This window comes from Mesorhizobium silamurunense, from assembly GCF_014843905.1.
Classification (GTDB): Bacteria; Pseudomonadota; Alphaproteobacteria; order Rhizobiales; family Rhizobiaceae; genus Mesorhizobium; species Mesorhizobium silamurunense.
This window is the reverse complement of sequence record NZ_LPVS01000090.1, coordinates 47,995-71,903: the sequence shown is the minus strand read 5'-3', so window position 1 is coordinate 71,903 and position 23,909 is coordinate 47,995. Positions and strand designations below refer to the sequence as shown.

Genomic DNA, 23,909 nt, shown 5'->3' with positions numbered 1-23,909 from the left:
GGCGATCCAATCGCAGGGCGGCCGCATCGGTCAAAGCGGCGCCGGTCGCAAGGACCGGCGCCGCAGGGAGGATAGTCCTTAGAGCTTGCCGGCGTCCTCGAGGATCTGCGTCGCCTTAGCGGCCGCGTCGTCCAGCGCCTGCTTGGAGGTCTTGTCGCCGAGGATCGCGGCCTGCAGTTCCGGATAGACGGCGTTGGAGATTTCGATCCATTCCGGCGTCTGCGGCACCGGGAAGGCGTTCTTGGCGGCTTCCTGGAATGCCTGCAGCACTTCGGTCTTATACGGATCGGACTTGGCCTGCTCGAGGTCCCATTCCCACACCTTGGTGCGGGTGGGCAACGGGCCGGCGGCGGCCTCCAGCTTCTGGCTGTCCTCGTTGGTCAGCCACCAGACGAGCGAGGCGGCGGCTTCCTTGTTGGCGCAGTTCTCGGTCACCGAGAAGCCATGCGCGCCGGACCAGCCGGAGCGCTTGCCGGACGAGCCCTTGGGCTGCACCTTGACGCCGACATTGCCGGCGACCTTCGACGACTTCGGGTCGTTGAAGAAGCCGGCCCAGCCCGGCCAGTCGAGGTTGATCGCCACGGTGCCGGAGGCAAAGCCCTGGCCGAGGTCGTCCCACAGATAGTTGGTCGTGCCGGCAGGCACCGCCTTGGCCTTGTAGAGGTTGACGAACCAGTCGAGCGCCTTGACGCCGGCTTCGGAGTTGAAGGCCGGCTTGCCGTCCTTGTCGAGATATTCGCCGCCGTCGGCGATCAGCATCTCGTAGAAGCGGCCGTTGATCGCCTCTTCCTTGCCGGCATATTGCGTGCCGTAGAAATCGGGCGGGCTGGCGAAGAATTCCGCCTGCTGGGCCATCTCGTCGAACGTGTCCGGCGGCGCGAGATCCTCGCCGTACTTGTCCTTGTAGGCCTTCTTCTTGGCTTCGTCCTGATAGAGGCTCTTCTGGTAGTAGAGCGCCGAGACGTCGAACTGCGCGCGCGGCAGCATCACCAGCTTGCCGTCGAGCGTGCCGGCCGTGATGTTGGCCGGAACGAAGGCGTCGATCTCCTCCTTCGGCAGGAGCTTGGCAAGATCGGTGTAGATGCCCGGATATTGCGGCGCGAACGAGGTGTGGTTGGAGCCGACGCACCAGGTGATCGAGTTCGACGCGATATCCGACTTGATCTCCTTGTCGAGATCGAAGTGGTTCTTCTTGGAGATGACGTTGACCTTGGCGCCGGTCGCCTTCTCCCACTCGCCGATGCGCTCGTAGAGCTTTTCGTATTGCTGGCCGCCAATCAGCTTGGCGTCGATGGTGACGCCGGGAAACTTGCCCGGCAGGTCGGCCGCGAATGCAGCGCCCGATGCCATGAGCAATGCGCCGGCGGCGACGCCGGAAAGCAGTCTGTTCATGAATATCCTCCCTGGACGGCCAGTGGCCGCCATGACCTGAAGCTCAGCCGCTTCATTCATATGCAAACAAAATATTCATAAGTCGTCAAGCCGAAACTTCTTCCCAATGAAGGCACTCTTGCGTATATGAAGATGAAAATTCACCAGAGGGACATCCGGTGCAGGACGACGAGGAAGACCGCTATCGCGCGCCGGCACTGGACAAGGGGCTGGACATCCTGGAACTGCTCGCCAGCGTCGATGGCGGCCTGACGCAGGCCGAGATCGCCAAGCGGCTCGACCGCAGTCCGAACGAGTTCTACCGGATGCTCGACCGTCTGGTGAAACGCGGCTATGTCACACGCCCCGACGGCGACCGCTATTCGCTGACGCTGAAGCTCTTCGGGCTCGGCCAGTTGCATGCGCCGGTGCGCAGGCTGGTCTCCTACGCCACCTCGATCATGCGCGAACTGGCCGAGACGTCGTGGCAGGCAAACCAGCTCGTGGTGTTCGACCGTGGCAGCGCCGTCGTCATCGCCCAGCAGGAAGCGCCGCGATACTGGGGTATCTCGATCCGCGTCGGCTCGCATATCAGCCTGTTCGACACCGGCTCGGGACATGTGCTGCTGGCCTTCCGCTCGCCGGAAGAACGCGAGATGATGATCGCCGAGCATCTGCGCAGCAACGAGGAGATGAAGCTGTCGCCCGACTTCTTCGCCCGCCTCGACCAGGTGCGCGACCGCGGCTATGAGATGATGGCTTCGCTGCAGACGGCCGGCGTCTACAATCTGTCGGCGCCGGTGCTCGGTCCCGACGGACGCGGCATCGCCGCGCTCACCATACCCTATATCACCCTGGTCAATGCGCCGGCCGCGCCCGATATCACCAGGACCATCACGCTGCTCCAGGCCGCCGCGGCCCGTTTGTCGCAACTCGCGGGATCGGATGTGAGGTCGAAGGAATAATTCTTATTTGAATGATGAATTCTCCCGTGAGATGATCGAGACCATGTTTTGAGGCATGTCATTTTCCCAAAACCGCTGCACAGTTTTGGGCGACATGCAGAAGCGCGACAAGGGAGGAAGCCATGATCGTCGACACCCACCTGCATCTCATCGACAAGGCGGCGCTGCGCTATCCGTGGCTGTCCGGCGTGCCGGCGCTCGACCGCGATTTTTCCTACGATGAATATGCCGTCGAGGCACGCCGCGCGGGCATAGAGCTGGCGCTGCATATGGAGGTCGACGTCGACCCTGCCGATATCGCGGCCGAGACGGCTCACGTCGAAGGATTGTCGAAAAAGCCAGGCAGCCTGGTGAGGGGTGCGATCGTCTCCTGCCGACCGGAAGAGGCTGGCTTCGCTGCCTGGCTGGACAAGGTGAAGGCCGATCCCTTCGTGAAAGGTTTCCGCCGCGTGCTGCATGTCGTGCCCGACGACGTTTCCGAGGGCGCGCTTTTCCGTGAAAACATCAAGCGTATCGCCGGCAGCGGGCTGACCTTCGATCTCTGCGTCCTGCCGCGGCAGATGAGCCAAGCGATCGCGCTGGTCGATCTGGCGCCGGACGTGCAGTTCGTTCTCGATCACTGCGGCGTGCCCGACATCAAGGACAGGGCCGAGCACCCTTGGCGCGAGCAGATCGCCGCGATCGCGCGGCGCCCCAATGTCGTGGGCAAGATTTCGGGCGTCGTCGCCTATGCCGATCCAGCGACCTGGACCGCCGAGACGCTGCGGCCCTATGTCGAGCACACGATCGGCAGCTTCGGCTGGGACCGCGTCGTATGGGGCAGCGACTGGCCGGTCTGCAAAATAGGTGGCGGGCTGCTCGGCTGGGTGGCGGCCACGCATGCGCTGATCGCCGGCGCGAGCGCGACCGAGCGCGCGAAGCTGCTCTCCGGCAACGCGAAGAAGCTGTGGCGGCTGTAAGCCCGACTCTGCTGCGCGGTCGAGCGAGATGCATTAGCCGGCGGCGGCCGGCGCGAAGCTCTCCCGGAACAGGCGATTGATGTCGGCGACGACGCGGCGTGCGTCCTGCCTGCCGGCCAGACCATCGTTGAGGCGGTCGGAGGCGGCCTGCTGGAATGCCATGTAGCCGTCGTGGCGCGGGCGCACCCAGGCGCCTTCCAGCGTTGCCCGCGTGGCGCGATAGAAGTCGCCTGTCGCGGCGTTGACGGCCTCGTCCTCCCAGGCGGCGGCATGGCCGGGCTGGCCGCCAGCGGCGGCATAGGGGCCGCGCTGCACATCGCCGCTGGCGATCCAGTAGGCGAAGTCGGTCGCTTCCTTGCTGGCGGCGGAGAAGGCCGACACGGCGATGCCTGTGCCGCCGAGGGCGGAGCCGATCGGGCCATTGCCGCCCACGGACGGCATGTCGCAAAAGAAAAGCCGGTTCGGGCGGAATCCGCCTGTCGCATAGGGCACGTAGCCGTAGATCAGCGGCGCGCAGGCGATGCGCGAGATGGGCTCGGCCATCTTTTCGAACACCGCGATCGGGTCCATCGTCAGGCATTCGGGGTCGACGAGCGCCGCGATCTCACGCAGCATTTCGACGACGGTTTCGCCGGTCTCGGCATCGATCAGATCGCCCGATCCTTCGACGGCACATGGCCGGCCGAGATCGGCGGCAAGCGTGAAGAAGCACATCAGCGAGTGCGGCGGCCTGAGCGGCAGGAGCACGCGGCCCTGCTCAGCAAGCTCCAGCACCTCGGTCCAGATCGTCGGCGCGGCCTCGATCAGGTCGGGTCGCCAGGCCTGCACCTGGGTCGCGGCATCGATCGGAAAAGCCCATTGCCGCCCCTGCCAGGTGTAGCTTGGGAAGGATCGGCCGACGCTTGCCTTCGCGAGCGCCTCGCGCTCCTTCTCGCGGCCCGGCACGTCGAGAGGCGCCAGACATTTTTCGCCGGTGATCTGGCCGACATGCGGATGATCGATGACGATCAAGTCATAGGCGCGGGCAAGTTCCTCAACCGGGAAGGATTCGAAATCCTGCAGCGAGCGCTTCTCCCATTCGATCGAAACGCCGGTCTTTTCCTGCCAAAGCCTGGAGCAGGCCACCATCGGATCGTAGCCGCGCGGATGGTTCCAGGTCATACCCTTGAGCGCGGTCACAGACCAAACTCCGCGCGGATTTTTGCACTGTGCTCGCCGACGCGCGGCGCTGCCCGATCGACTTTGGCGCGCACGCCGTCGACCCTCAGCGGCGACCGGGTGGTGTGGATCGCAACACCGTCCTCGCGCGTCACGGTTTGCAACAGGTCGAGCGCCCTGAAGCCGTCGCTCTCCAGCACCTCCTTCCAGTTCAGGATCTTCGCGCACCAGATGTCGGCGGGCTCGAGGATCGCCAGCCATTCGTCGACCGGCTTCTGCGCGATGCGTTGCGCGATGATCGCCTTGATCTCGTCGCGCGCCGTGAACCAGGTCGACGGCTGGTCGCGGTAGGGTGCCAGCGCCTCGATCTCGAGCAGGTCGGCCAGTTTCGGGATCGGCGTCATGGCGATCGCCAGGAAACCGTCCTTCGCCGGATAGACGCCGTAGGGCGCCGCCAGATAGGCGTGGGCGCTGCGGAAGGACGAGCGGCGCGGCAGCCGTCGGCCGTCGTTGAGGTGGGTCGTCAGCACCTCGAACTGGAAATCGATCAGCGCCTCGAACAGGCTGGTTTCGACATGGCCGCCTTGGCCGGTGATGCCGCGCCGGACAAGTGCTGCGAGGATGCCTTGCGCGCAGGCGGCACCCGCCAGCATGTCGGCGATCGCCAGGCCGAACGGCACCGGACCCTGATCCTCGTCACCGTTCAGCCACATCACGCCAGAGCGCGCCTGGGCAAGCAAGTCCTGGCCCGGACGCTTCACCCACGGGCCTTCCTCGCCATAGCCGCTGATCGAGGCGTAGACCAGGCGCGGGTTGAGCGTGCGCACATGCTCATAGTCGAGGCCGAGCCGCTCGATGACGCCGGGCCGGAAATTCTGGATCAGCACATCGGCTTTCGCGAGCAGCCCGCGCAACGCTTGCAGGTCGTCCTCGTTCTTCAGGTCGACGGCAAAACTTTCCTTGGCCCGGTTGATGGCGTGGAAGATGGTGGAATCGCCGCCGATCTCGGTGTCGCTGAGATAGAGCCGGCGCGACAGGTCGCCGCCATCGGGCCGCTCGATCTTGATGACGCGGGCGCCGAGATCGAGCAGCCTCAGCGAGCAGTAAGGTCCCGACAGGAACTGGCTCATGTCGACAACGACAAGGCCGGACAGCGGCAGGTCGGCGGCCATGATCATTTCTCCGTCTTGCCGGCGAAGTCGGCCGGGTTCTTGTATTTCACGGTTTGCAAGTGCTCGCAGTAGAGCACCAGCTCGCCTTCGCCCTTGAACACTTCGTAGCTGGCGCGGATCAGCCCCATGTCCTTGTAGCGGGGCCGCTTCTCCATGTTGGTGCGGATCGAATAGATGGTGTCGCCGATGAAGACCGGCTTGATGAAGCGGAGCTTGTCGTAGCCGTAGGAAAAGGCGTTGACGCAATTGGTGGCGACGAGTCCAAGCCCGGCGGAGAAGACGAACGCGCCCGCTACCAGACGCTTGCCGAAAATGCCTTCGCGCTCGGCGAACATCTGGTCCTGCACATAGGGGTGGATATCGAGCACCAGGGTGTTGAAGAGATGGCAGTCGCCTTCGGCCATGGTGCGCCGGAGCGAGCGGATCTTCTGGCCGACCGGCCAATCCTCATAGAACCAGTTTTCGGCGTTCCACACCGGCAGCTCGGCGTGATCGGCCGGCATGTCGGAAGGGCGTGTCGAAGCGACGCCGACGGTGGGCGGGAAGCTGGTCATTATCCTGTTCGTCCGCTGCCGGAGAATGGGCCGCGCCATCCGGACAAGGCCGGAGCCAGACGCGGTCGATCCTCCCCAAATCTTCTCTTGTGAAGATTATATTCACATATGAGATTTCGGTACAAGCGGGGCCGGGTAGAAATTTTGTCCGTCGGGCCGAACCGGCTTGCTCGGCTGCGCGAAGCTCAGCGAAGGCCCCGGTCCCTCCTCGGGTCGACTGCAGTCGGGCTCCGGCGCCAGGGTGCAGGCCGTTGCGCCGGCGCGTGAAGCTTGGTCGCGAAGGGCCTGCCTTCGGGCAATCCAGGAAACCGTGCGACGGTTCTGTCCAGAAATCACGCAGGAAGAAACATCGGTTAATTCTGCAACTCTTAACCGCTGGAAAGGTTGTAAAGCTTGGCCTGATGGTTGTACGCAAGGGGCGCGATACGGCATCGCCGAATACGGCCAATAAAATTCGCGTCGATGGCCGTGTAATTCGTTAGTAATCGATCGTCAGGATAATACGGACCTCGACCATATTGTGTGCCTTTTTTCTTGAGTCGACCATGGCGGTTCTCGGTGCATTTCCTCCCGGTGTCGGCTGCCGACCCTTCGACGAGGAAGATTGGGCAGGCGTGGCGGACTGCCTGCACAGGGGCTTTCCGGAACGCAGCCACGGCTATTGGATAGAGGCGCTGACCCGCCTGTCACGGCGGCCCGCGGTCGCCGATTTTCCGCGCTATGGTTTCGTCCTCGAGAAGTCGGGCCGGGTCGTCGGCGCCGTGCTTACGCTCTATGCCAGGCACAGGAGTGTGGACGGCGACGAAATCCGCTGCAATCTATCGAGTTGGTCCGTGGATGCGGAGTTCCGACCTTATGCCAGCAGGATGATCGCGACGGTCATCATGCGCAAGGACGTGGTCTACACCAATATTTCGCCATCGCCGGGGACAGTGAGGCTCAACAAGGCATTCGGGTTTCGCCTGTTTTCCGGTGGACAGGTCGCCTTCTTTCCCGTCCTGAACGCGATGCTGCGCCCGGACCGCGTGCTGGATGCCCGTGCGGACCTCGCCGAAATGGCTGAGCTCACCGACAATGAAAGATACATACTGCTCGAGCATGCCGCGCTGGGCTGCCTGTCGCTGATCTGCATCTGCGACGGCTTGGCGTTGCCCCTTGTGCTGAAGCCGCGCCGGATATTGCATGGTCTCATTCCGTGCTGCCAGGTCGTCTACTGCCGCTCCCACGCGGATCTGGTCCGTTGCGCCGGGGCCGTGGGGCGCTTTCTCCTGCGGCGCGGGCAGCTGGTTTGCCTCGTCGATGCGATGGCCCCGGTTCCCGGTCTGTCCGGCAGGTATTTTCCGAAGAAGGGCATCAAGTATTTCAAGGGCCCGAAATCGCCTTCGCCGGGAGACCTGACGTTCACCGAGATGGTGCTGTTCGGTTCCTGAACGAAGTCGCGAAGCTGGCCTTGAATCCAGCCGATCCGATACTCAGCCCGCTGCTTCGGCTCTTGCAGCCGCGGCCATGCGCCAGCGTGTTCCCAGCGAGACGCCCACGAGCAAAAGGCAGAAGGCGAGGGCGAGAGGGGAGTAAAACGCCTCCTCCTGCAGCACCGCGTTGGCCGATATGGTAACGATGCCGACAAAGCAGAACAGGAAATCCGGGTCGCCGGTTTGGATAAGCTGGCGCCGCAATGCCACGGCCAGCGCCGCCAGGAAGCCGAAGAAGACGAGGCTGCCTACGCCCATCTGGTAAAGCATGACACCGACCGCGCTCTCGACCGGCACGGAGGCGGCACCCTCGGCCTGAGCGGTTTGCCAGTTGAGATTGATGCTGGTGCTCGACAGGTTGCCGCCGAGACCCAGTCCTTGGCCTAGCGGGTTAGCCAGGAAGTCGCGCATGCCGGCAATCAGGCCGAGGACGTGATAGTCGCCATGCGTGGCGCCATAGGCGATCGCCGCGGTCGTCCAGACCACGGCCAGGGCCATCACGGCCAGGAGCGCCAGACCGGCGCGGGAAGGGCGGTAGATGAGCCGCGCGGCAATCGCGACGAAGAGCGTGAAGGTCGCTCCCTTGGAGCCGATGACGAGCAGCAGCGGCAAGGCCGCGAGAGGCAGCAACCATCGTCCCTTGAAGAGGAGCCAGGCCGAAATGATGCTCAAGGCGTAAGCGTAGCTGATCGGATGGAAGTTCGGCCCGCCGATGCGGAAGACGCTGGGCAGGATGTCTTTGAACAGCGGCGTGTTGAAGAAGGTCGTGGTCATCACGTCCTCGATCCCGCGGTAAACGAAACCCGTTTCCTGGAGCGCCTTTTCCCACACGCCGGTCTCGACCTGCCGCGATATGCTGCGCTCGACATATTGGTCACCATGGAAGAGGCCGAGGAAATCCATCGTGAAGGTCAGTTCCGCATAACCATAGACGATCGCGCCGGCGCCGAGCCAGAGCATGCTCTTGCGCAGGTCGACGGGATAGAGGCTGGCGGCGAGGACCGCGACGTGAAAGCAGGCAAGCGGCGTGACCGTATTGCGGAAATAGACGACCGCGTCCTTCGGGCCGCCATGCACGACGCCGAGCGCGAAATAGAAGCAAACCGTTCCGCATAGCACCATGCTCAGCAGCAGCCACGGGCGCAATTCGGTCAGCGCGCGGACGCGGTACTGAAACGAGGCAGCCAGGAAGATGCCGAACGCGGTCATCAGGATGATGAAGTTGGTGCCGCGCAGCGCGTCGAACGTGTCGTTGTCGGGAATGTATGGGGTGAACCAGGCGACCACGAGGTTCTGGTAGAGGAAGGCGCAGATGATCAGCACGGGCACGCCCGAAGGCATTGCGTTCGCAATCATCAGCGTCAGCACGAAGGTCGCGGCTACCCCGAACGGGGTCCACACGGCAAAGGAGGAGACCGCGAGCGCAACGACAAGCAAGGCCGTGCCGACATGCAGCCGGGCTTCGGGCGTATCGCGGCGCGGCGCGCCTAGTTGGGCAGGCGAATAGGCCTGCGTCATGCTCATCGCTGGCCCGCTCCGGTCATTGCTTGCCCCAGCAAGCGTTTATGGCGCCTGTCGTCCACGTCCCGCTAACCTCCGAGCAGCGCGGCAATCATCGCGCCGTCGAACCCTTCGATGCTCTGCCTGCTCCTGATGAAGCCGAAACCCTGATCGAGTTCCCAGTAGGTCCATGCGACATGGTTCGCTTCCGCCGCCTTGCGCACGGCGCGCACCCAGGACGCGCGGCTTTCGACATCCACGCAGAAATTGAGCACACCGAATTCGTTGAGCATAACCGGACAGCCGTGGGTCGTGGACCAGCGCGCCAGACCGCCAAAATCCTGGGCGATCCGCGCCTCCGTCCAAGGCGCCGACAACTCGTCCTCAACGAGCTTGGCGGCCTCTTCGTCGCCCGCCGCGCGCAATTTGGAAAGCAGCCGGTTCACCGACGCCGTTTCCTTGCTTGCGGGAAAGGGCAGGTTTGCAATACGGGCGAGCGGCGAGGCATCCCAGTTCTCGCACTGATGGGTAAATGCCATGGGCGCGTAGTAGTGAACGGCGGCAATCTGATTGTCGTCGGCGAGCGGCGGCGTGTCGGCGATTTCCCAGATGCCCTGAAACCGTGCCGGTCCCCAGACCAGCGTGTGGAGCGGACAGCTTGCTCGCAGCGTCGCGGCGATCTGCTCCCGCAACGCCAGCCAGTTGGTCTGTTCCATCGGTGGCTCGTTCAGCAGCTCCGGATAGACCGATTGCGCCGGCAGATCGGCAACGACGACGCGCAGGGCCGTCCAGGCCTGAAGCACCTTTTCGCCCGCGGCTTCGGGATCGTTTCGGAAAGCCGCCACCAGCTCGCCCGAGGGATGCATGTCGAGGAGGACCGAAAAGCCGAAGCCGACAAGGTCCCTGATCCCGTTCTGGATGCGGCGAAGCGTTGCCGGGTCGCCGCTGGAGACGAAATCGGCGTTTACCGGCAGCCGGATCGTTTCGAACCCCGATTGGCGCAGCTTTTCAAGCGTGGCCGCGGCGGGAGCAGACCCACCGTCGCGATCGAGCCATCCCGGAAGGTTGAAGCCACGCGATGGTACACGGGCATCGGCCGCCGCCAGCGCGGCGGACCGTGGCAGAGGGGAGGTGGCGAGAACGGCTCCGGCGGCAAGAACCAGCGCATGCCGCCGCGACACGTTGGGCGGCCATGTCATCGGTCCACCGCCTCCACTGTCTATCCCCGGGCGGCGCTGCGGCGCTGTTCGCCGGCCGCTCGCGGTCCGTCGGTCGCCCCGGCCGGCTTCGCGCTGTCCGGAGCGACGACAAGAGTGGCGCTGCGGCCGATCTGGCCGGCGCCGAATTTTTGCGCGAGCAGCCTGGCGGCTTCCGAAGGTTGCTCGGACTGGCCGAGTGCCAGAAGCGCAAGGTCGGCTTTGGCGAAAAGTTCCGGATTCCAGCCGTTCTCATTGAACGAAGGCGCGATCACGAGCACGAAATCGAACGCGCTCCCTGCCTCGGCCAGAATGCCGGGGAAGGTGCTGCGATCCACAACGCCGGGACCTTTCTCCGTCACGGAGCTGCACACGACCGTCTGCAGGCCGGTCGCGCCATCGATGAACAATCCGGCTCCGTCTGTCGTCGAGTTGGACAGATGATCGCCGATTTCCACTATCAGCACATTCTGATCGGCCCGTTGCATGCCGATCCCCAGCATCGCGCCTGCGATCCGTGCCTCGAAACTGCTGCGGATCGAAGACACGAGGATGACAAAGGGTTTGCCATGGTCGTTGAGGTGCAGGACCATCTGCCGCATGATCTTCAACACGTCGAGCGACAGCGTTTCGTTTCCGGTCTGGAACAGCTGCTTCCTGATCGCCTTGATGTTGGAATAGGCGGTCCCGCCGGCGACGCCGGGCAGACGGTATTCGCCGAAATTGGCCGGCATCGGCAATGGCCGGGGGCTGGCAGGCGAGCCTTCCTTGCGGTCCGCGACCGGCTCCGACGCGACATCCTTCGGTGCCAGCGGATCCTCTTGCGGCCGCGGGAGCGGACCAAGCGCCAGAGCGAGGCCGCATCCGGCGAGGAGCCCCAGAACCGCGCTCACCAAGAGAAGCAGGACCGGCTTCGGCCATGTCGGCTGTACAGGCGGCGATGCCACGCCGATCTTGCGCGCCTCGGAGGTCTGCACGCCCTGCATCTGCGACGTTTCCTGCGCGCGCTTGAGGTAGTCATCGAGCACCGCGCGGGTCGCCTGGGCCTTCGATTCCAGCTGCCTGAGCTGCACCTGCGCGACGTTCGAGTTCGTCGACTGCTGGCGCAGGGCTTCGAGTTTGTCCTGCAGCTTCCCGACATTCTGCACGGCAAGGTCGTAGCTGGCCTTCAACTGCTGCCTTATGCGATCCGCCTCGGCGGCCATCAGCCGCTTCAACCGCTCCAGCTCGGACTGAAGCCGTCCGATGGTCGGGTGACGCGGCCCGTACATGGTCTGCAGGCTGGCAAGCTCGGTGGCGCGCTGGTTGTAGTCGTCGCGCAATTTGATGGCCGAGGTGGAGGTAAGAACGTCCGCAAGCTTGGCGAGACCGGCCGGCGAATTTCCCGCAGCCAGCGCCTGGTTGTAGCGGTCCTTGGCCTGATCGGCGTCGCCCTGGGCGGCGATCAGCTGCGACGTGAGCTGATCGAGCTGCGACTGCAGCGTGCCGCCATCCGTCGAATTCACAATATTATGTTTCGTCTTGAAATCCTCGACCGCCCGCTCGGCGACGCTGACGTCCTTCTGCAAGCCGGAGATCCTGTCCGTGAGCAGCGTATTCACGTCGCTGTTGGCGGTCTCGCGTTCTCCCACGAGACCTGCCCGGTACTGGTCGACGATGGCATTGGCGATGCGCGCGGCCTTTTCCGGCGACGGCGACGTGAAGCTGACATTGATGACGTAGGTCAGCCCTTCGCGCTCCACCGACACCTTGCCCTGGAAGCGCTTGAAGGCAGCGTCCTGCGACGAGGTCGCGCCGACTCCGAACAGCGACAACAGGTGCGACGTCAGGCCGACGCCGGAGAATTCGGGATCGCTGTCGAGCTTCTGGCTTTTGAAGACGGCGCCGAGCAGGTCAGGCGACTGGATGACGAAGACCTGGCTGGCGATGGCGGCGCTGTCGGAGCCGATCCCCGGAAGCACGTTGTTGAAATTGGTCGCGCGCGTGTCGCGGGGGTCGATCAGTATCGAGGCCGTCGCCGTATAGCTCGGTTTGGTCACCGCAAGATAGGATAGCGCCAACAGCAATGCCGCGCCGGCGATGGCAAGCACCATCAAGCGACGCGCCCAAAGAATGGCCCATACGGCACCTATGTCGAACAGCGGCGGAAGAGTGCGCTCGTCGATCCTGGCTGGCTTCATCAATGTTCCTCGTTGAGAGCCGCGACCTCACGACCTCACTCGTCTCCACATTATTAAGGATTATCGTTAGCCATCCGTTAAGGGTGGTGGCGTGACGATGCGTTCGGCGCGGGCGGTGCCGGTAACCATGCGAAGCGTTCGCGCTGGCGCGATTGCGGCATTTTGCTTATGCAGGATCGGGTTTTGAGCGTCGTCGTAGGTGCGGGGTAGGCCCATCGCCGATCGTCTCAGGAGGCGACGTTGAAGGACAATACAGGGAACCGCGAGGCCGCCCCGGGGGCAGCGGCCAGCCCGGCGACCGACATGCGCATGTCGATCACGGCGCTTGCCAGGAGTGGCGCCGTTGCCGGCATCATCAAGCTTGCCAGCGCGGGCCTGTCCTTCCTGATGTTCGTGGCCGTGGCCATGGTGACGAACGAACGCGAGTTCGGCCTTTACAGCGCCACCTATGCCGGCGCGAGCCTGGTTTCTTTCTTCGCTTCGGTAGGCCAGCAGAGCACCGTGCTCAGGTTCTGGCCCCAATATGCCGGGTTGGGCGATCTCGGCTCGGCTCACGCGCTGATGGCGCGCGCTATTCTCGTGGCGCTGGCCGGGCTTATCGGCACCAGCATGCTCATGATCGTGGTAGGATTCGTGCCCTTCATCGGCAGGGGAACGCCGGAATGGCTGCCGCTGTGCGTGGCGGCCGCGGTGCTGTCGTTCTCGCTCGGCTGGTCGGAGTTTACCTCCGGCGCTTTCAGGGCCAAGAACGCGCTGATATCCGGCCTGTTGCCGCGGGACATCATTTGGCGCGCGGCGACAATTGCCGCCGTTGCGGCGCTGCACCTCATGCATGTGAAGATCGATGCGGTCGCCGCGACATATCTGACGGCACTGCTGCTCATCCTTTCGGTCGTCCCGCAAACAATTGTCCTGGTGCGCGACACGGCGCGTGCCGATCGCGGCGGTCTCACGGAAGGGCAAAAGCAGGAATTCAAGACCGTGACGCTCGGCCTGTGGGGCGTCACCTCGCTGCCACCCGCTCTCGGCCAGGTAAGCACGCTGCTCGTGGCGATGATCCTGGGGCCCGAGGCAGCAGGCGCGATCTTCGTGGCGGACCGGACCACGCGCTTCGTGACCCTTGCCCTCAACGGCATCAACCAGGCGCTGGCGCCGCAGATATCGGGGGCCTTCTACAGCGGCGACAGGGCCCACGTTCAGCGCATCACCAGCCTCGCCGCGCTTGGCGGCTCGGTCATCGCGCTGTGCGTGCTGGCATCCTTCTGGATATTCGGCAACTTCATCCTGTCGATCTTCAATCCGGCCTATGCGACGCCGACCATGAGGGCGACGCTCGTCATCTTTGGCATAGGCGCGACTTTCGGCACCGCCTGCGGCCCGATCGAAATCCTGCTGCAGCTGACCGGTCTCCAGCACGCGCTGTTCAAGGTGCTTGTCGTCGTCAACGTCGTCGGGCTCTGCGTGACCGCGGTGGCAACCTATTACCTCGGGCCTGTGGGCGCTGCGCTCAGCATTGCCGGAACCGTCATCGCCTGGACGGCGTTCGGGGTGTTGATCGCCCGGCGCAGAATCGGCATCAACCCATCGATCCTCGGCTTGTCTTTTGACCGGATCGGTCTCGTGCCCCACCTGCTCCTGAGAGGGCGCACGTGAAGATCATCCAGGTGCAGACCCAGGCTGAAGCCGCGGGCGCGCAACGTATCTCCGACATGGTGGGCGAAGGATTGCGGGCGCGCGGGCACGCGGTGCGCACGGTCTTCATGTATCGCAAGACCGATGCCTATGACCGCGATCCCAATGCGGATTTCATCCTGACGGAACGCCCGCGCGGATTGCCCGGGCAAATCCGGGCGACCATAGGGCTGACGCAATATCTGCGCGCGGCACGTCCCGATGCGGTGATTACCTATCAGCACTATGGCAACATCTTCGGCACGATCGGGGCCCGGCTGGCCGGCGTCAAGCACATCGTCGCAAACCAGAGCGGCGCCCCGCACAGCAAGGGCGTCATGGGTCTGCTGTCCCAGATCGACAAGCTGATGGGCATGGTCGGCCTTTACCAGGCCAATGTCGTCAATTCCGGCTGGACCGAAGCGCAGTTCGATCGTTATCCGCAATCCTATCGGGGGCGTCTCCACCGCATCGATCACGGCGTTCCCTCACCTGATGAGGAATTCGACAAGGCTGCGGCACGTGCCGCCTTTGGCCTGCCGCAGAACGTACCGCTGGCCGTCTCGTCCGGCCGGCTGACGCGCATGAAGAACCAGATTGCGCTAGTCGGGGCGCTCGATCGATTGCCCGACGTCCATCTGGCGCTCGCCGGCGCCGGGCCGGAGCGCGAGGCGCTCGTCGCCTTTGCCGAAAGCCGCGGCGTCGCCGACCGGCTGCATCTCGTCGGCGAGATTGCGCCGGCGCGCATCTTCGAATTTCTTGCGGCCGGCGACGCCTACGCGTCTGCCTCGATGACCGAGACCTTCGGCCTCGCCTGCGTCGAAGCGGCCATTTCGGGGCTGCCGGTCGTTGCGAGCAACCTCGACGTCATGCGAGAGGTGCTGACCGCGGAGGACGGCTCACCTGCCGCGCTGTTCGTCGAGGCCGACGCCGCCGGCATGGCCAGGGGACTTGGCGATCTGTTCGCGCGGCCGGAATTCAAGGCCAGGCTTTCGGCGGCCGGACGGCGGCTGCGGGACAAATATTCGCCGGCCAGGATGTGCGCAGGCTACGAGGCGCTACTTCTTGCCTGAGAGCCCATTTGGAAACTCTACTCCTACGGCCATCTGCAGGCGTTCTCTGCGCTTCCGGCCTTCGCCGGCCGAAGCACTCATGAGTGATCGTGGCAGTTAAGGCTACGGCCGGCGTAGGCCGGTGCTCACGTATTCAAGGTACGCTCCGCTCCGGTTCTCGAAAGACACCTTCATATGACTCGCAGAGCGAGTTTCGAAACGGTCTCTGGCTACTTCCGCGCGGCGGCGATCCCGTCGATCACCTCCAGGCGGCCCGCCCGGTTGAGCGTGTGGATCTTCGGATAGGGCCAGTCGCCGGCGGCATCGATCGGCCGGGGCGCCGACAGCCGCACCGCATGCTGGTTGAGTTCCAGCAGTTCGGACAAGCCCAGCCCGCCGCCATAACCCAGCGTCCCGTCCTGGACGGGAAGAAGCACGCGGCCCTCGCGGTCGCGGACGAAGGCTCCGCCGGGGCGGGCCATGCGAAGGTCGATCAGGATCGGGTTCACCGGATGCGGCCGCCACGGGCCAGCGAGCGCGGGAGCCGAGAAAACCACCAGCGTGTCGGAAGAGCTTCCATGACCGTCCCGATCCGTGGCGAACAGCCAGAGCATGCCTTCATGATCGAACAAGGTGGCATCGGAAATCTCGCCCTCGACCAGCACCGTCTCAGGACTCCAACGGTCCGGGAAGTCCGAGGCGCGGTAGAGCATGAGCCTGCCGCCGGCGCTCGCCTCCGGCAGCATCCAGATCGCGCCGTCGCGCTCGAACACTTGCGGGTAGGAGAGGTGGTGGGCTTCCTCCAACACGACCCGAGGCTTTTCAGGAACGCCGCTTGAATCAAACGGAACAACGGAGATGACGGCCTTCCCGGTCGCGTGCGGATAATCCTCGACGAACACGAAGGGCCGGCCCTGCCACCAGAAGGGGAACGGGTCAGCATAGAAATGATCGCCCGGGTCCGGCAGCACCGACCAGTCGGTGCCGAGCTTGCCCATGTCGGCGACGCCCGGCGCATCGGTAAAGCGATAGCCGACACGCCAATGCGCGTGGCGGAAGCGTGCGCGCCGAAGCGCTTCCCGGCCGAGCCGCGGAAGCGCTGCGCCGAGATAGGCGGATGTGAACCGGCCTCGCTCGCCACGCCCCCGGATTTCAGCAACTGTCTCCGGTGGCAGCCGGTCCGCGGCGAACGCGCGAGTGAGCGACTGGACCAGAGTGATGGCGCGGGCGAACACGTCCTCGGTGCCGAGCGCCGTGGATTCGCGCTTGTCGACCATCGGTCGCGCCTGGCCCACCACCTTCTTCCTGTCGAGCACGGCCTCGATCACCGGCAGCCTGCCGGCCGCGACGGCAATTGCTGCCTGGAGATCGGCGCTGGATCCGTCGAAGCGAAGGCCGATGGTCGGAACATTCGACAGGGCCGCATCGCCGGCAAGATCGAGCCTCAGCGCGGCAGGGCGGTTGCCGGGCCGGGCCTGGATCGCTTGCACCGCGGAGCCGAGAAGGGGCCCTCGCCGGCGGAAAAGACGTTGCTCGAACCGGAAGGCGGCCTTTGCCGCGGCCGGCCAGCTTGCGGGCCCGGGCTGATGCAGAACGGCGACATCGTGGCCGTCCGCCTCCAGCCGCTCGATGGCGACCTGCTGCCAATGGCGGGGCGCCGATTGCGGAACGATGACCTCGATCGCCAGCATGTCTTGCGCGACTATGTCCTGTTCGGATTTCCAACAATGAGGAACGAGAGACTGGCCGAAAATGCTTACATCGAGGTTACGTGCGAAGTTCGACTTCGCCTGCCAGGGGAATTTCCTGCCTTGCGATACCGAACCGGTCTTTCGGCGGACGCGCCTGATCCCTGTGCAACGCAACATTAGCATTTTGCGCATATACCAAGATTCCAACAATCCCGGCGATCGATCTTGACCTGAGACGCAAGACGTCGTCGATAAGCCGCAGCCCCGCCGGTTCGGATCACATGTTTGAAGTCACTGCCGAGGATGCGTTCGATTTCCGTTCGAAGGAATACGCCGAGCTCTTCGCCAGTTCGGCGGCGACGGCTTTTCAGCATCCGATTTGGCTCGCGCAACTGGATGAGAGGCTCGTGCGGCAAGGCGCCGCCACGCCATTGGTCATCGTCGTTCGCGTGCGTGCGAGCGGAAAGCTCGCGATGGTCCTGCCTCTGGTGAGGCGCCGGTACACGCTGCTGAAGGTCGTTGAATTCGCGGACATGCGGGTTTCGGATTATGTCTCGCCGGTCGCCGACGAGGAAACTTTCTCCCGCATCCTTGCCGACGACCGCACGGTCGCCGCCATTCGCAAGTATCTGCAGCCATACGATCTCCTGCGCATCGGCAAGCTGGCGGACCGCTCCTTGGCGATGGAGCGCCTGCTTGGCGTCGACAAGCGCGACAGCATGGGCATGAGCGCCTATTCCAGCAAGCTGGAGCCGACATTCGCCGGCTGGCGCGAGCATCGGCTGGACCAGTCCTATCGCAAGGAACTCGACAAGAAATCCCGGCAGCTCAACCGGATGGGCGAGGCGCGTTTCGAATGCGTCGACGGCCCGGCCGCCATCAGCACGACATTCGATGCCCTCAAGCTCTATCGCGGCAAACGCTTCGACGGCAGCAACGGCCCCGCCGATCTTTTGCAACTGCCCTCGTATTTCGATTTCTATCTGGCCGTTGCCAACGAAGGATGCGGCGGCTTCGCCCGCACCTACGCATTCTGGATGAACGGCCGGCCGATCGCCGGCGCGCTCGGGCTTGAGCACCGCGGCTCGCTGCTGGTCATTCTCGGCGGCTTCGACGAGGCCGGCTACAGGAAGCAGTCGATCGGCAGCCTGATGTTCGAGCAGATCGCCCGCGACTGCATCGAGCGCGGCGATCACCATCTCGATTTCACCATCGGCGACGAGCCCTACAAGCGCGTCTTCGGCGGCCGGCCTTCACCGATGTGGCAAATCTACCGGGCGGGGAGTCCGCTCGGCTATGCGGCACATCTGACGGTGGAGAAAATGCCGGCAGCCAAGGTGCTGGCGCGGCGTATCCTGGAGGCGGCGCATGTCAGGAAGGCCAAGCCTTCTGCCGTTATGGTGCAGCCGGCCCCCGATGAGGCCGCAGAGTCGTCCTGACATCTGAAAGATTGAAGCGCACCGAATCCCTGACCCGCTTCAAAATACTCGTTGCTGGTCCCAAACCGGGCCGCGCAGGTCGATGCAAGGACGGCCTTCGACCGCTATGAGCCGGCCGATCGGCCGCGATCAGGTGACGGCTTCCACCGTCGGCCGTTTGAGACCGCGCAGCCTGGCGGCAAAGCTCGGGCTGAACTTGTCGATCTCATGCAGGATGCGGCGGCGGCTGAAGTGAGCCTGCCGGCGCGCGCGCCAGCGCAGGTCGGTGTCGATGGTCAGGCTGCGGCGGAAACTCGCCAGCTCGAGCCCCCGCTCATCCATCGCCAGCTTCATGGGATCATCATAGAAGGCGGCGATCTTTGCCGCCGCCATGCCGGGCGAGGCCATCCATTGCGGCACGTGCACCATGCACAGGCGCTCCACATCGGTAAGCAGCCGGCTGACCCCTGTTCCGGCGGCCGGACAGGACGTCTGGTAAGCGTCTCCGATCAGGACTACGCCGTCGCGCTTGCAATTTTCGGCGACGGTGATGTCGGTGACCCAGCTCGAGACACGGTCGATGACCTCGAAGTCGCCGAATGTCTTGAGAAGTCCGGGAAGCGTTTCGACGAGCGTTTCGCGAGGGCGGTCGCGCAGCGCCTTGACCCAGGGGTCGGTGTGCTCCCGGAAGACAAAGAGATTGGCGCGGGTAACACCGCCGGCCGGGAAAAAGTTCAGGTAGTCGATCCCGTCGGAGACGCGTTCGCCGTAATAGGTCAGTGCCGGATGCTTGAAGGCACTTGCGTCCGCCGGCCGGACATTGAACCCGAAAGTCAGCGATTGCCGCTGGTGGACGAACCGGCGCTCGATGCCAACGTCACGCCGCAGGATGTCCCCCATGCCTGTGGCGAGCACAAGGAGGCGAGCCGTCACATCCGGCTGCCCGATGATCGACACACGCTGCCGCTCTGGCCCGGCCTCCACCGCGCTCACCCTGCCGGCGACGAAGCGTACGGTCTTGGGCAGTTCGGCCCGCATCGCCGCGACGAGGTCGTCGTAGAAGATGCCGTAGTGACGGGCGCGCGTGCGGTCGAGCACCCGCCCCTTGCGCACGTTGACGATCTCGTCGAATGCCGCGGCCGCCGCGGAAAGGCTGTCCAGGAGACCGATCCGGCGCAGTTTGTCGATCTGGTCGCCGGCGATCTTCTCGACGCGGAACTCGTGCGGAAAAACGGGGTGGCGGTCGATCAGCGTGACGCGGTAGCCCGACCGGCCGAGCAAGGTCGCGGCAAGCGTCCCGGAGAGCCCGCCGCCGACGATGGCGATCTCCGTATCGGTTCCCGCCGGCAGCGGACGAAGTGAATGTTCGGCGGTCATTGCGAATACCTCAGGAGAGCATAGAGGGCGCGGGGATTGGTGGTGAAATAGCGCCAGAAGAGCCGGCGCGGCTCCATCAGCATGCGCCACAGCCATTCGAAGCCGGCCTTCTGGACCCAGAACGGCGCACGCCGGACCTTGCCGGCGATATGATCGAAGAGTCCCCCGGAGGTCTTGATCACGCCGACATTCGAGAGTCGCGACGCAAAATCGCGGACAAAAATCTGCTCGCGCGGAACGCCGAGACCCAGCCACAATATGTCCGGCGCAAGCGCGTTGATCTCATCGAGCTTCTTCTCGAGCGCGTCGCCGGTGAGATAGCCGTGGCTGTGGCCGACGATGCGCAGGCGCGGATAACGGGCCCTGATGGCGGCAACGGCCTTGGCGTTCCCGGCCTCCGTCGATCCCAGCAGATAGAAGGTCGCCGCTTCGTTTTCGGCTAGCTTTGCCACGTCGTGGAACAGATCGGTGGTGGCCACCCGTTCCGGCAGCGGCGTGCGGCACAAAAGGCGCGAGGCAAGGACAAGCGGCTGGCCGTCGGCGAAGATCTGGTCGGCCTGACGGAAGAGTGCGGCTATCTCGGGCTTCGCGCGAGCCTGGGCGATGACCTCGCCGTTGGCGGAGGTGAAGTAATACGGACGGCTGCCATGGCGGTGTTGCCGCGCAGCGGCGATCATCAGCCGGGCGGCGCCTTGCCGGTCGATCACGGTGACGGGCAGCCCGCCAAGCTGCACCGTCGGCAGTGCAGGCAGGTCTTGCCGGGAAGGCGCTGCTTCCAGCTTCGCCACGGCGCTCACGCCCGGGTGCCCGGTCGAAGTCTGATGCTGCAACCGGGGAAAACGGGAGGTCTCATGGTTTGCGGGCGTCAAAGGTTGGCTGGAATGGAGCGGATCCGATCCGCTGGTCGTAACGCAGTCTTGTTCAAAATCTCTTTTTGAAGTTTCTAAAACTTTTCGCATAGGAGAAGTCGCCCCATTCTCCGATATTCAAACTACCCCCTTCATGGGCACCATACGTAAAAAAATCAAAAAGTTAAGTGATATGTTAATAGTTAGTTAATATGTAAAATTTGAATTGAAATATAAATTAATTGAATTCTTCTGAGCCTAACTACAACTTGCTTTTTGTCGGTTTCACGTTGCATTTTCCAGAAGAGTTGCAATGCGGCGGTCGCTGGCTGGCGGTTGATTGTGATCGGGCGCGCGGATTAGGACGAGGCGGCTCTGCTGGTCCCCATCAGACGATTGATGCGGTATCCGCGGGAGGATTGCTGCTGCACAGCAGCCGCGCGCCTGCGGATACCTGTCACATGATGCCGAACGTCGGCATAGAGGCGCGTCGATTTAGTCCTCAGGCTTCTACCCGGATGTTGGCGGCTTGGGCGGTGCGGGAAGGTCCCAGCGCCGCGGCGTTCTGGACCAGCGCGCGCATATAGCCGAGCGCGAAGGCCTTTCCTGCATGCCATGGCGCATCGCAGGACATTTCCGGAGTATGGTCGGGGATGATGACGCCGTCATAGTTTTCGTCGCGCAGGATGCGAACGATTTCGGCCATGTCGATGTCGCCGTCGTCGACGAAGGTCTCGTGATAGTTCGGGACCTTGCCGCGCACGTTGCGGAAATGGATGTAGCCGATCCGCTTTCTTCGGGCAAAGCGCCGGACATGCCCGTAAATCTCGTCGGCGCCCGGCATCTCCTGCAGCGAGCCGAGGCAGAGCTCCAGCCCGTTGGACGACGAATCGACGATGTCCATCAGCCGGTCGTATTTCTCCGGCCGGTTGACGAGCCGCGCCGTGCCGCGCAGCGCTTCGGCCGGCGGGTCGTCGGGATGCGCTGCGAGCACCACGCCGGATTCTTCGGCCACCGGAACGACTTCCCGCAGGAAGGCGCTAAGCCGCTGCCAAAGCTCGTCGCTGCTCACCGTCACCGGGCTGGCGTCCGGCCGGCCAACGCGGTAGCGCATGTTCCAGACGACGCCGTCGGGGAGGGGCAGATCGGGATCGATGGCCGCAAGGTCGAGCCCTATCGACATGGCCTCGCCGCGCGCGAACGGCCCGCGCGACCAGCCCCAGACGCCGGCGATGGAGAAGTTATAGCCGATGCGGGGGATGCCGGCGCGCCCGGCGTCACGGACCAGACGCTTCAAGCCTTCGATCTGCTTGGCCCGATCGGGACCGTCGAGCAAGACATCGGATCAGAAACGCGGCGAAAAATTCTCGATCGCGGCGATTTCCAGCCCGTTGTCGCGCACGGTCTTCACCAGGCCGGCCAAGTCCGCATAGTCCCAGAGCTCATCGGTGGAGCAATCGCCCCAGCCTTCCTTCTCGCTGCCGGCGGACAGCGAAGGATCGCGCCCGCGAAAATATTTGGTGAGGTGCGCAACGATATGCGTGGCGCCTGCCTGACGGGCAAAGCGGAAATTGTCCTGAGTCAGCGATTCCCGGTAAAGGCCAAGACCGATCTTCATCACTTTACTTGACGCCTATGCCGGCGGTCAGGCCGCCGTCTATTTTGTAGTCCGCGCCGGTGCAGAAGCTCGCCTTGGAGGAGCACAAAAAGGCGATGAGCTCCGCCACTTCCTCCGGTTCGCCGATGCGGCCAAGCGGATGCGCCGCGCCGAAGCGCCTGTAGGCTTCCTCGACGTCGGCATCGCTGCCGTTTTCGCCGCGCGCGGCCTTCTCCAGGATCGGCGTGCGGATCGAGCCCGGGCTGACCGAATTGACCCGGATGCCGGCCGCCGCGTAGTCGAGCGCCAGCGACCGCGTCAGCGTGTGGATGGCGCCCTTGGTCGTGGCATAGGCGGCGACGTTCTGCTGACAGGCGAAGCCTTGCACCGAGGCGACATTGACGATGGCGCCGCCGCCGCGGCGGATCATTTGCGGGATGCCGAAATGGGCGGTCAGATAGATTGAGCCGACATTGACCGTCATCGCCTTGTTCCAGGTTTCCCAGTCAGTCGTCGTCGCGGTTCCATAGGGATGGACCGCCGCCGAATTGACGATCACGTCGAGGCCGCCGAAACGCTCGACTCCGGCGGCTACGGCGTCTCGAACCTGGTCGGAAACGGAGACGTCGATGTCGACAACCAGCACGCCGGCCTCGGAGCTTTGCAGCTTCGCTCTCAACGCGGCATTGGCCGCGCGGTCGATGCCGCAGGCAACGATCGCCGCACCCCCGGCAGCAAGGCGCATAGCGGTTGCCAGACCAATCCCGGTCGTCCCGGTCACCAGCGCGACCTTGCCGTCAAAATCCGTCATTGCGGGAACTCCTTCAGTCACTGTCGGAAGCCGGTTCTTCCGGCAGGAATCGCAGGGCGAAATCGAGATGGCGGCTCATCAGATAGGCGTAGGCCAGCCTGTCGCGTGCGCGAAGTGCGGCAATGATCTCGCCATGCGCGGCGCGTGTGTCGGCCAGCACCGGGCGCATTTCCTTGCCGATGGTCATGATCCGCAGGATCACCGGGGAAAGGAAGGAATACATGTCGGTCAGCATACGATTGTCCGCCAGCCCGATCAGCGCCATGTGAAAATTGAAATCGTTCTTAGCGGCCTCTTCGATCGAGCGGCTCTCGACGATCCGGGCATTGATTTCGTCGAGCGCCTCGATCTGCTCGTTCGTGGCATTGAGCACGATGTGGTCGCCGATGCCGACTTCAATGATGCGCCTGAAGCCCTGGATGTCGGCGAAGGACGAGCGTGAGACATCCATATGCGCGGCAAAGAAGTTCTGGATGGCGATGCTCTGCCCGTCGGCCAGGACGGCGCCGACGCGGGGCTTGGGCTCGATCAGCCCGTAAGTCCGGATGGTGCGCAACGCCTCGCGCACCGTGTTGCGGCTGGCGCCGGTGATCTCGCTGAGCTCGCGCTCCGTCGGCAGCACGTCGCCGACATTCAGATGCCGCGTGCGGATGAGGTCGAGGATCCGCCCGGCCGCGGCGTCGACCGCCGAGCTGCCGCCGGCGCGGCGGGCGACGACATTGTCGCGCACGGCGTGGGAGTTTTCCGACATCAATCCTCCTAAATTGTTGGACCACAATATCGTAAGATTTGGAGAAAACAACCAGTTTAGAGCACTTCAGAGTGAATTGCGCGAATATTCCGCAGGCAAAACCAGCTCGGCGATCGTCGAAATTTAATTTGACTCGCATTGTGGTCCAACAATAAGTTCAGGCTTT

General features: G+C 63.9%; 20 protein-coding genes. 6 read left to right on the top strand and 14 right to left on the bottom strand.

What is annotated here, in order from left to right; translation table 11 throughout:
- Positions 1 to 78: 78 nt before the first annotated feature.
- Positions 79 to 1,392: an ABC transporter substrate-binding protein gene (locus AU465_RS26690; RefSeq protein WP_192254854.1), complete on the bottom strand. Its 1,314-nt coding sequence runs from the start codon at positions 1,390 to 1,392 to the stop codon at positions 79 to 81.
- 158 nt (positions 1,393 to 1,550) lie between these two features.
- Here AU465_RS26690 and AU465_RS26685 point away from each other — a divergent pair, with 158 nt between their 5' ends.
- Both AU465_RS26685 and AU465_RS26680 read left to right on the top strand, forming a co-directional pair.
- Positions 1,551 to 2,336: an IclR family transcriptional regulator gene (locus AU465_RS26685; protein ID WP_192254852.1), complete on the top strand. Its 786-nt coding sequence runs from the start codon at positions 1,551 to 1,553 to the stop codon at positions 2,334 to 2,336.
- A 122-nt stretch (positions 2,337 to 2,458) separates the two neighbouring features.
- On the top strand, positions 2,459 to 3,295 hold the full coding sequence (locus AU465_RS26680) for an amidohydrolase family protein (protein WP_192254850.1): 837 nt from the start codon (positions 2,459 to 2,461) through the stop codon (positions 3,293 to 3,295).
- 33 nt (positions 3,296 to 3,328) lie between these two features.
- On the opposite strand, the gene AU465_RS26675 is transcribed toward AU465_RS26680, so the two are convergent.
- From AU465_RS26675 to AU465_RS26665, 3 genes are read right to left on the bottom strand one after another with little or no spacing between them, the layout of a single operon-like run.
- Positions 3,329 to 4,456, bottom strand: coding sequence for an extracellular solute-binding protein (locus AU465_RS26675; RefSeq protein WP_192254996.1), 1,128 nt, complete (start codon positions 4,454 to 4,456; stop codon positions 3,329 to 3,331).
- Between the two features lie 14 nt (positions 4,457 to 4,470).
- Positions 4,471 to 5,631 (bottom strand): CaiB/BaiF CoA transferase family protein, encoded by a 1,161-nt coding sequence (locus AU465_RS26670; RefSeq protein ID WP_192254848.1) that lies wholly within the window; start codon positions 5,629 to 5,631, stop codon positions 4,471 to 4,473.
- A complete protein-coding gene (locus tag AU465_RS26665; RefSeq protein WP_192254846.1) occupies positions 5,628 to 6,179 on the bottom strand; it encodes a MaoC family dehydratase in 552 nt (183 codons plus the stop codon). Before AU465_RS26665 ends, AU465_RS26670 begins: the two co-directional genes overlap by 4 nt.
- A gap of 545 nt (positions 6,180 to 6,724) precedes the next feature.
- Between AU465_RS26665 and AU465_RS26660 the strand changes: the two genes are divergently transcribed.
- Positions 6,725 to 7,609: a GNAT family N-acetyltransferase gene (locus tag AU465_RS26660; protein ID WP_246506449.1), complete on the top strand. Its 885-nt coding sequence runs from the start codon at positions 6,725 to 6,727 to the stop codon at positions 7,607 to 7,609.
- A gap of 42 nt (positions 7,610 to 7,651) precedes the next feature.
- Here AU465_RS26660 and AU465_RS26655 read toward each other — a convergent pair whose 3' ends face one another.
- From AU465_RS26655 to AU465_RS26645, 3 genes are all read right to left on the bottom strand, one after another.
- Positions 7,652 to 9,175, bottom strand: coding sequence for a hypothetical protein (locus AU465_RS26655; protein ID WP_192254844.1), 1,524 nt, complete (start codon positions 9,173 to 9,175; stop codon positions 7,652 to 7,654).
- A gap of 65 nt (positions 9,176 to 9,240) precedes the next feature.
- On the bottom strand, positions 9,241 to 10,350 hold the full coding sequence (locus AU465_RS26650; RefSeq protein ID WP_192254842.1) for a glycoside hydrolase family 5 protein: 1,110 nt from the start codon (positions 10,348 to 10,350) through the stop codon (positions 9,241 to 9,243).
- 20 nt (positions 10,351 to 10,370) lie between these two features.
- On the bottom strand, positions 10,371 to 12,527 hold the full coding sequence (locus AU465_RS26645; protein ID WP_192254840.1) for a GumC family protein: 2,157 nt from the start codon (positions 12,525 to 12,527) through the stop codon (positions 10,371 to 10,373).
- 240 nt (positions 12,528 to 12,767) lie between these two features.
- Between AU465_RS26645 and AU465_RS26640 the strand changes: the two genes are divergently transcribed.
- Positions 12,768 to 14,180, top strand: coding sequence for a lipopolysaccharide biosynthesis protein (locus tag AU465_RS26640; protein ID WP_192254838.1), 1,413 nt, complete (start codon positions 12,768 to 12,770; stop codon positions 14,178 to 14,180).
- Complete coding sequence (locus AU465_RS26635; RefSeq protein ID WP_192254836.1) at positions 14,177 to 15,271, top strand: glycosyltransferase family 4 protein; 1,095 nt, start codon at positions 14,177 to 14,179, stop codon at positions 15,269 to 15,271. The genes AU465_RS26640 and AU465_RS26635 overlap by 4 nt, the downstream gene beginning before the upstream one ends.
- A gap of 209 nt (positions 15,272 to 15,480) precedes the next feature.
- Here the strand turns inward: AU465_RS26635 and AU465_RS26630 are convergent, their stop codons facing one another.
- Complete coding sequence (locus AU465_RS26630; RefSeq protein ID WP_192254834.1) at positions 15,481 to 16,941, bottom strand: glucosamine inositolphosphorylceramide transferase family protein; 1,461 nt, start codon at positions 16,939 to 16,941, stop codon at positions 15,481 to 15,483.
- 281 nt (positions 16,942 to 17,222) lie between these two features.
- Between AU465_RS26630 and AU465_RS26625 the strand changes: the two genes are divergently transcribed.
- Positions 17,223 to 18,380: a GNAT family N-acetyltransferase gene (locus AU465_RS26625; protein ID WP_192254832.1), complete on the top strand. Its 1,158-nt coding sequence runs from the start codon at positions 17,223 to 17,225 to the stop codon at positions 18,378 to 18,380.
- A gap of 129 nt (positions 18,381 to 18,509) precedes the next feature.
- Here AU465_RS26625 and AU465_RS26620 read toward each other — a convergent pair whose 3' ends face one another.
- From AU465_RS26620 to AU465_RS26600, 6 genes are all read right to left on the bottom strand, one after another.
- Positions 18,510 to 19,736 carry an FAD-dependent oxidoreductase gene (locus tag AU465_RS26620; protein WP_192254830.1) on the bottom strand — a complete coding sequence of 409 codons (1,227 nt, stop codon included), beginning with the start codon at positions 19,734 to 19,736 and terminating at the stop codon, positions 18,510 to 18,512.
- Positions 19,733 to 20,524 (bottom strand): WecB/TagA/CpsF family glycosyltransferase, encoded by a 792-nt coding sequence (locus tag AU465_RS26615; protein WP_512699442.1) that lies wholly within the window; start codon positions 20,522 to 20,524, stop codon positions 19,733 to 19,735. Before AU465_RS26615 ends, AU465_RS26620 begins: the two co-directional genes overlap by 4 nt.
- Before the next feature lie 562 nt (positions 20,525 to 21,086).
- Entirely contained in the window at positions 21,087 to 21,920 is an 834-nt protein-coding gene (locus AU465_RS26610; protein WP_246506446.1) for a mannonate dehydratase, read from the bottom strand.
- 9 nt (positions 21,921 to 21,929) lie between these two features.
- The gene (locus AU465_RS36765; protein ID WP_246506444.1) at positions 21,930 to 22,202 is read right to left on the bottom strand and encodes a hypothetical protein; all 273 of its coding nucleotides are present in this window, start codon (positions 22,200 to 22,202) and stop codon (positions 21,930 to 21,932) included.
- 4 nt (positions 22,203 to 22,206) lie between these two features.
- Entirely contained in the window at positions 22,207 to 22,992 is a 786-nt protein-coding gene (locus tag AU465_RS26605) for an SDR family NAD(P)-dependent oxidoreductase (protein WP_192254828.1), read from the bottom strand.
- Positions 22,993 to 23,005: 13 nt separating this feature from the next.
- The gene (locus tag AU465_RS26600; RefSeq protein ID WP_192254826.1) at positions 23,006 to 23,743 is read right to left on the bottom strand and encodes a FadR/GntR family transcriptional regulator; all 738 of its coding nucleotides are present in this window, start codon (positions 23,741 to 23,743) and stop codon (positions 23,006 to 23,008) included.
- Positions 23,744 to 23,909 lie beyond the last annotated feature (166 nt).

Coding starts and splice junctions, on each gene's coding strand:
- AU465_RS26625 (WP_192254832.1), top strand. CDS start 17,223: ATGTTTGAAGTCACTGCCGAGGATGCGTTCGATTTCCGTTCGAAGGAA.
- AU465_RS26690 (WP_192254854.1), bottom strand. CDS start 1,392: ATGAACAGACTGCTTTCCGGCGTCGCCGCCGGCGCATTGCTCATGGCA.
- AU465_RS26620 (WP_192254830.1), bottom strand. CDS start 19,736: ATGACCGCCGAACATTCACTTCGTCCGCTGCCGGCGGGAACCGATACG.
- AU465_RS26660 (WP_246506449.1), top strand. CDS start 6,725: ATGGCGGTTCTCGGTGCATTTCCTCCCGGTGTCGGCTGCCGACCCTTC.
- AU465_RS26675 (WP_192254996.1), bottom strand. CDS start 4,456: ATGACCTGGAACCATCCGCGCGGCTACGATCCGATGGTGGCCTGCTCC.
- AU465_RS36765 (WP_246506444.1), bottom strand. CDS start 22,202: ATGAAGATCGGTCTTGGCCTTTACCGGGAATCGCTGACTCAGGACAAT.
- AU465_RS26670 (WP_192254848.1), bottom strand. CDS start 5,631: ATGATCATGGCCGCCGACCTGCCGCTGTCCGGCCTTGTCGTTGTCGAC.
- AU465_RS26655 (WP_192254844.1), bottom strand. CDS start 9,175: ATGAGCATGACGCAGGCCTATTCGCCTGCCCAACTAGGCGCGCCGCGC.
- AU465_RS26680 (WP_192254850.1), top strand. CDS start 2,459: ATGATCGTCGACACCCACCTGCATCTCATCGACAAGGCGGCGCTGCGC.
- AU465_RS26630 (WP_192254834.1), bottom strand. CDS start 16,941: ATGCTGGCGATCGAGGTCATCGTTCCGCAATCGGCGCCCCGCCATTGG.
- AU465_RS26605 (WP_192254828.1), bottom strand. CDS start 22,992: ATGACGGATTTTGACGGCAAGGTCGCGCTGGTGACCGGGACGACCGGG.
- AU465_RS26645 (WP_192254840.1), bottom strand. CDS start 12,527: ATGAAGCCAGCCAGGATCGACGAGCGCACTCTTCCGCCGCTGTTCGAC.
- AU465_RS26600 (WP_192254826.1), bottom strand. CDS start 23,743: ATGTCGGAAAACTCCCACGCCGTGCGCGACAATGTCGTCGCCCGCCGC.
- AU465_RS26665 (WP_192254846.1), bottom strand. CDS start 6,179: ATGACCAGCTTCCCGCCCACCGTCGGCGTCGCTTCGACACGCCCTTCC.
- AU465_RS26650 (WP_192254842.1), bottom strand. CDS start 10,350: ATGACATGGCCGCCCAACGTGTCGCGGCGGCATGCGCTGGTTCTTGCC.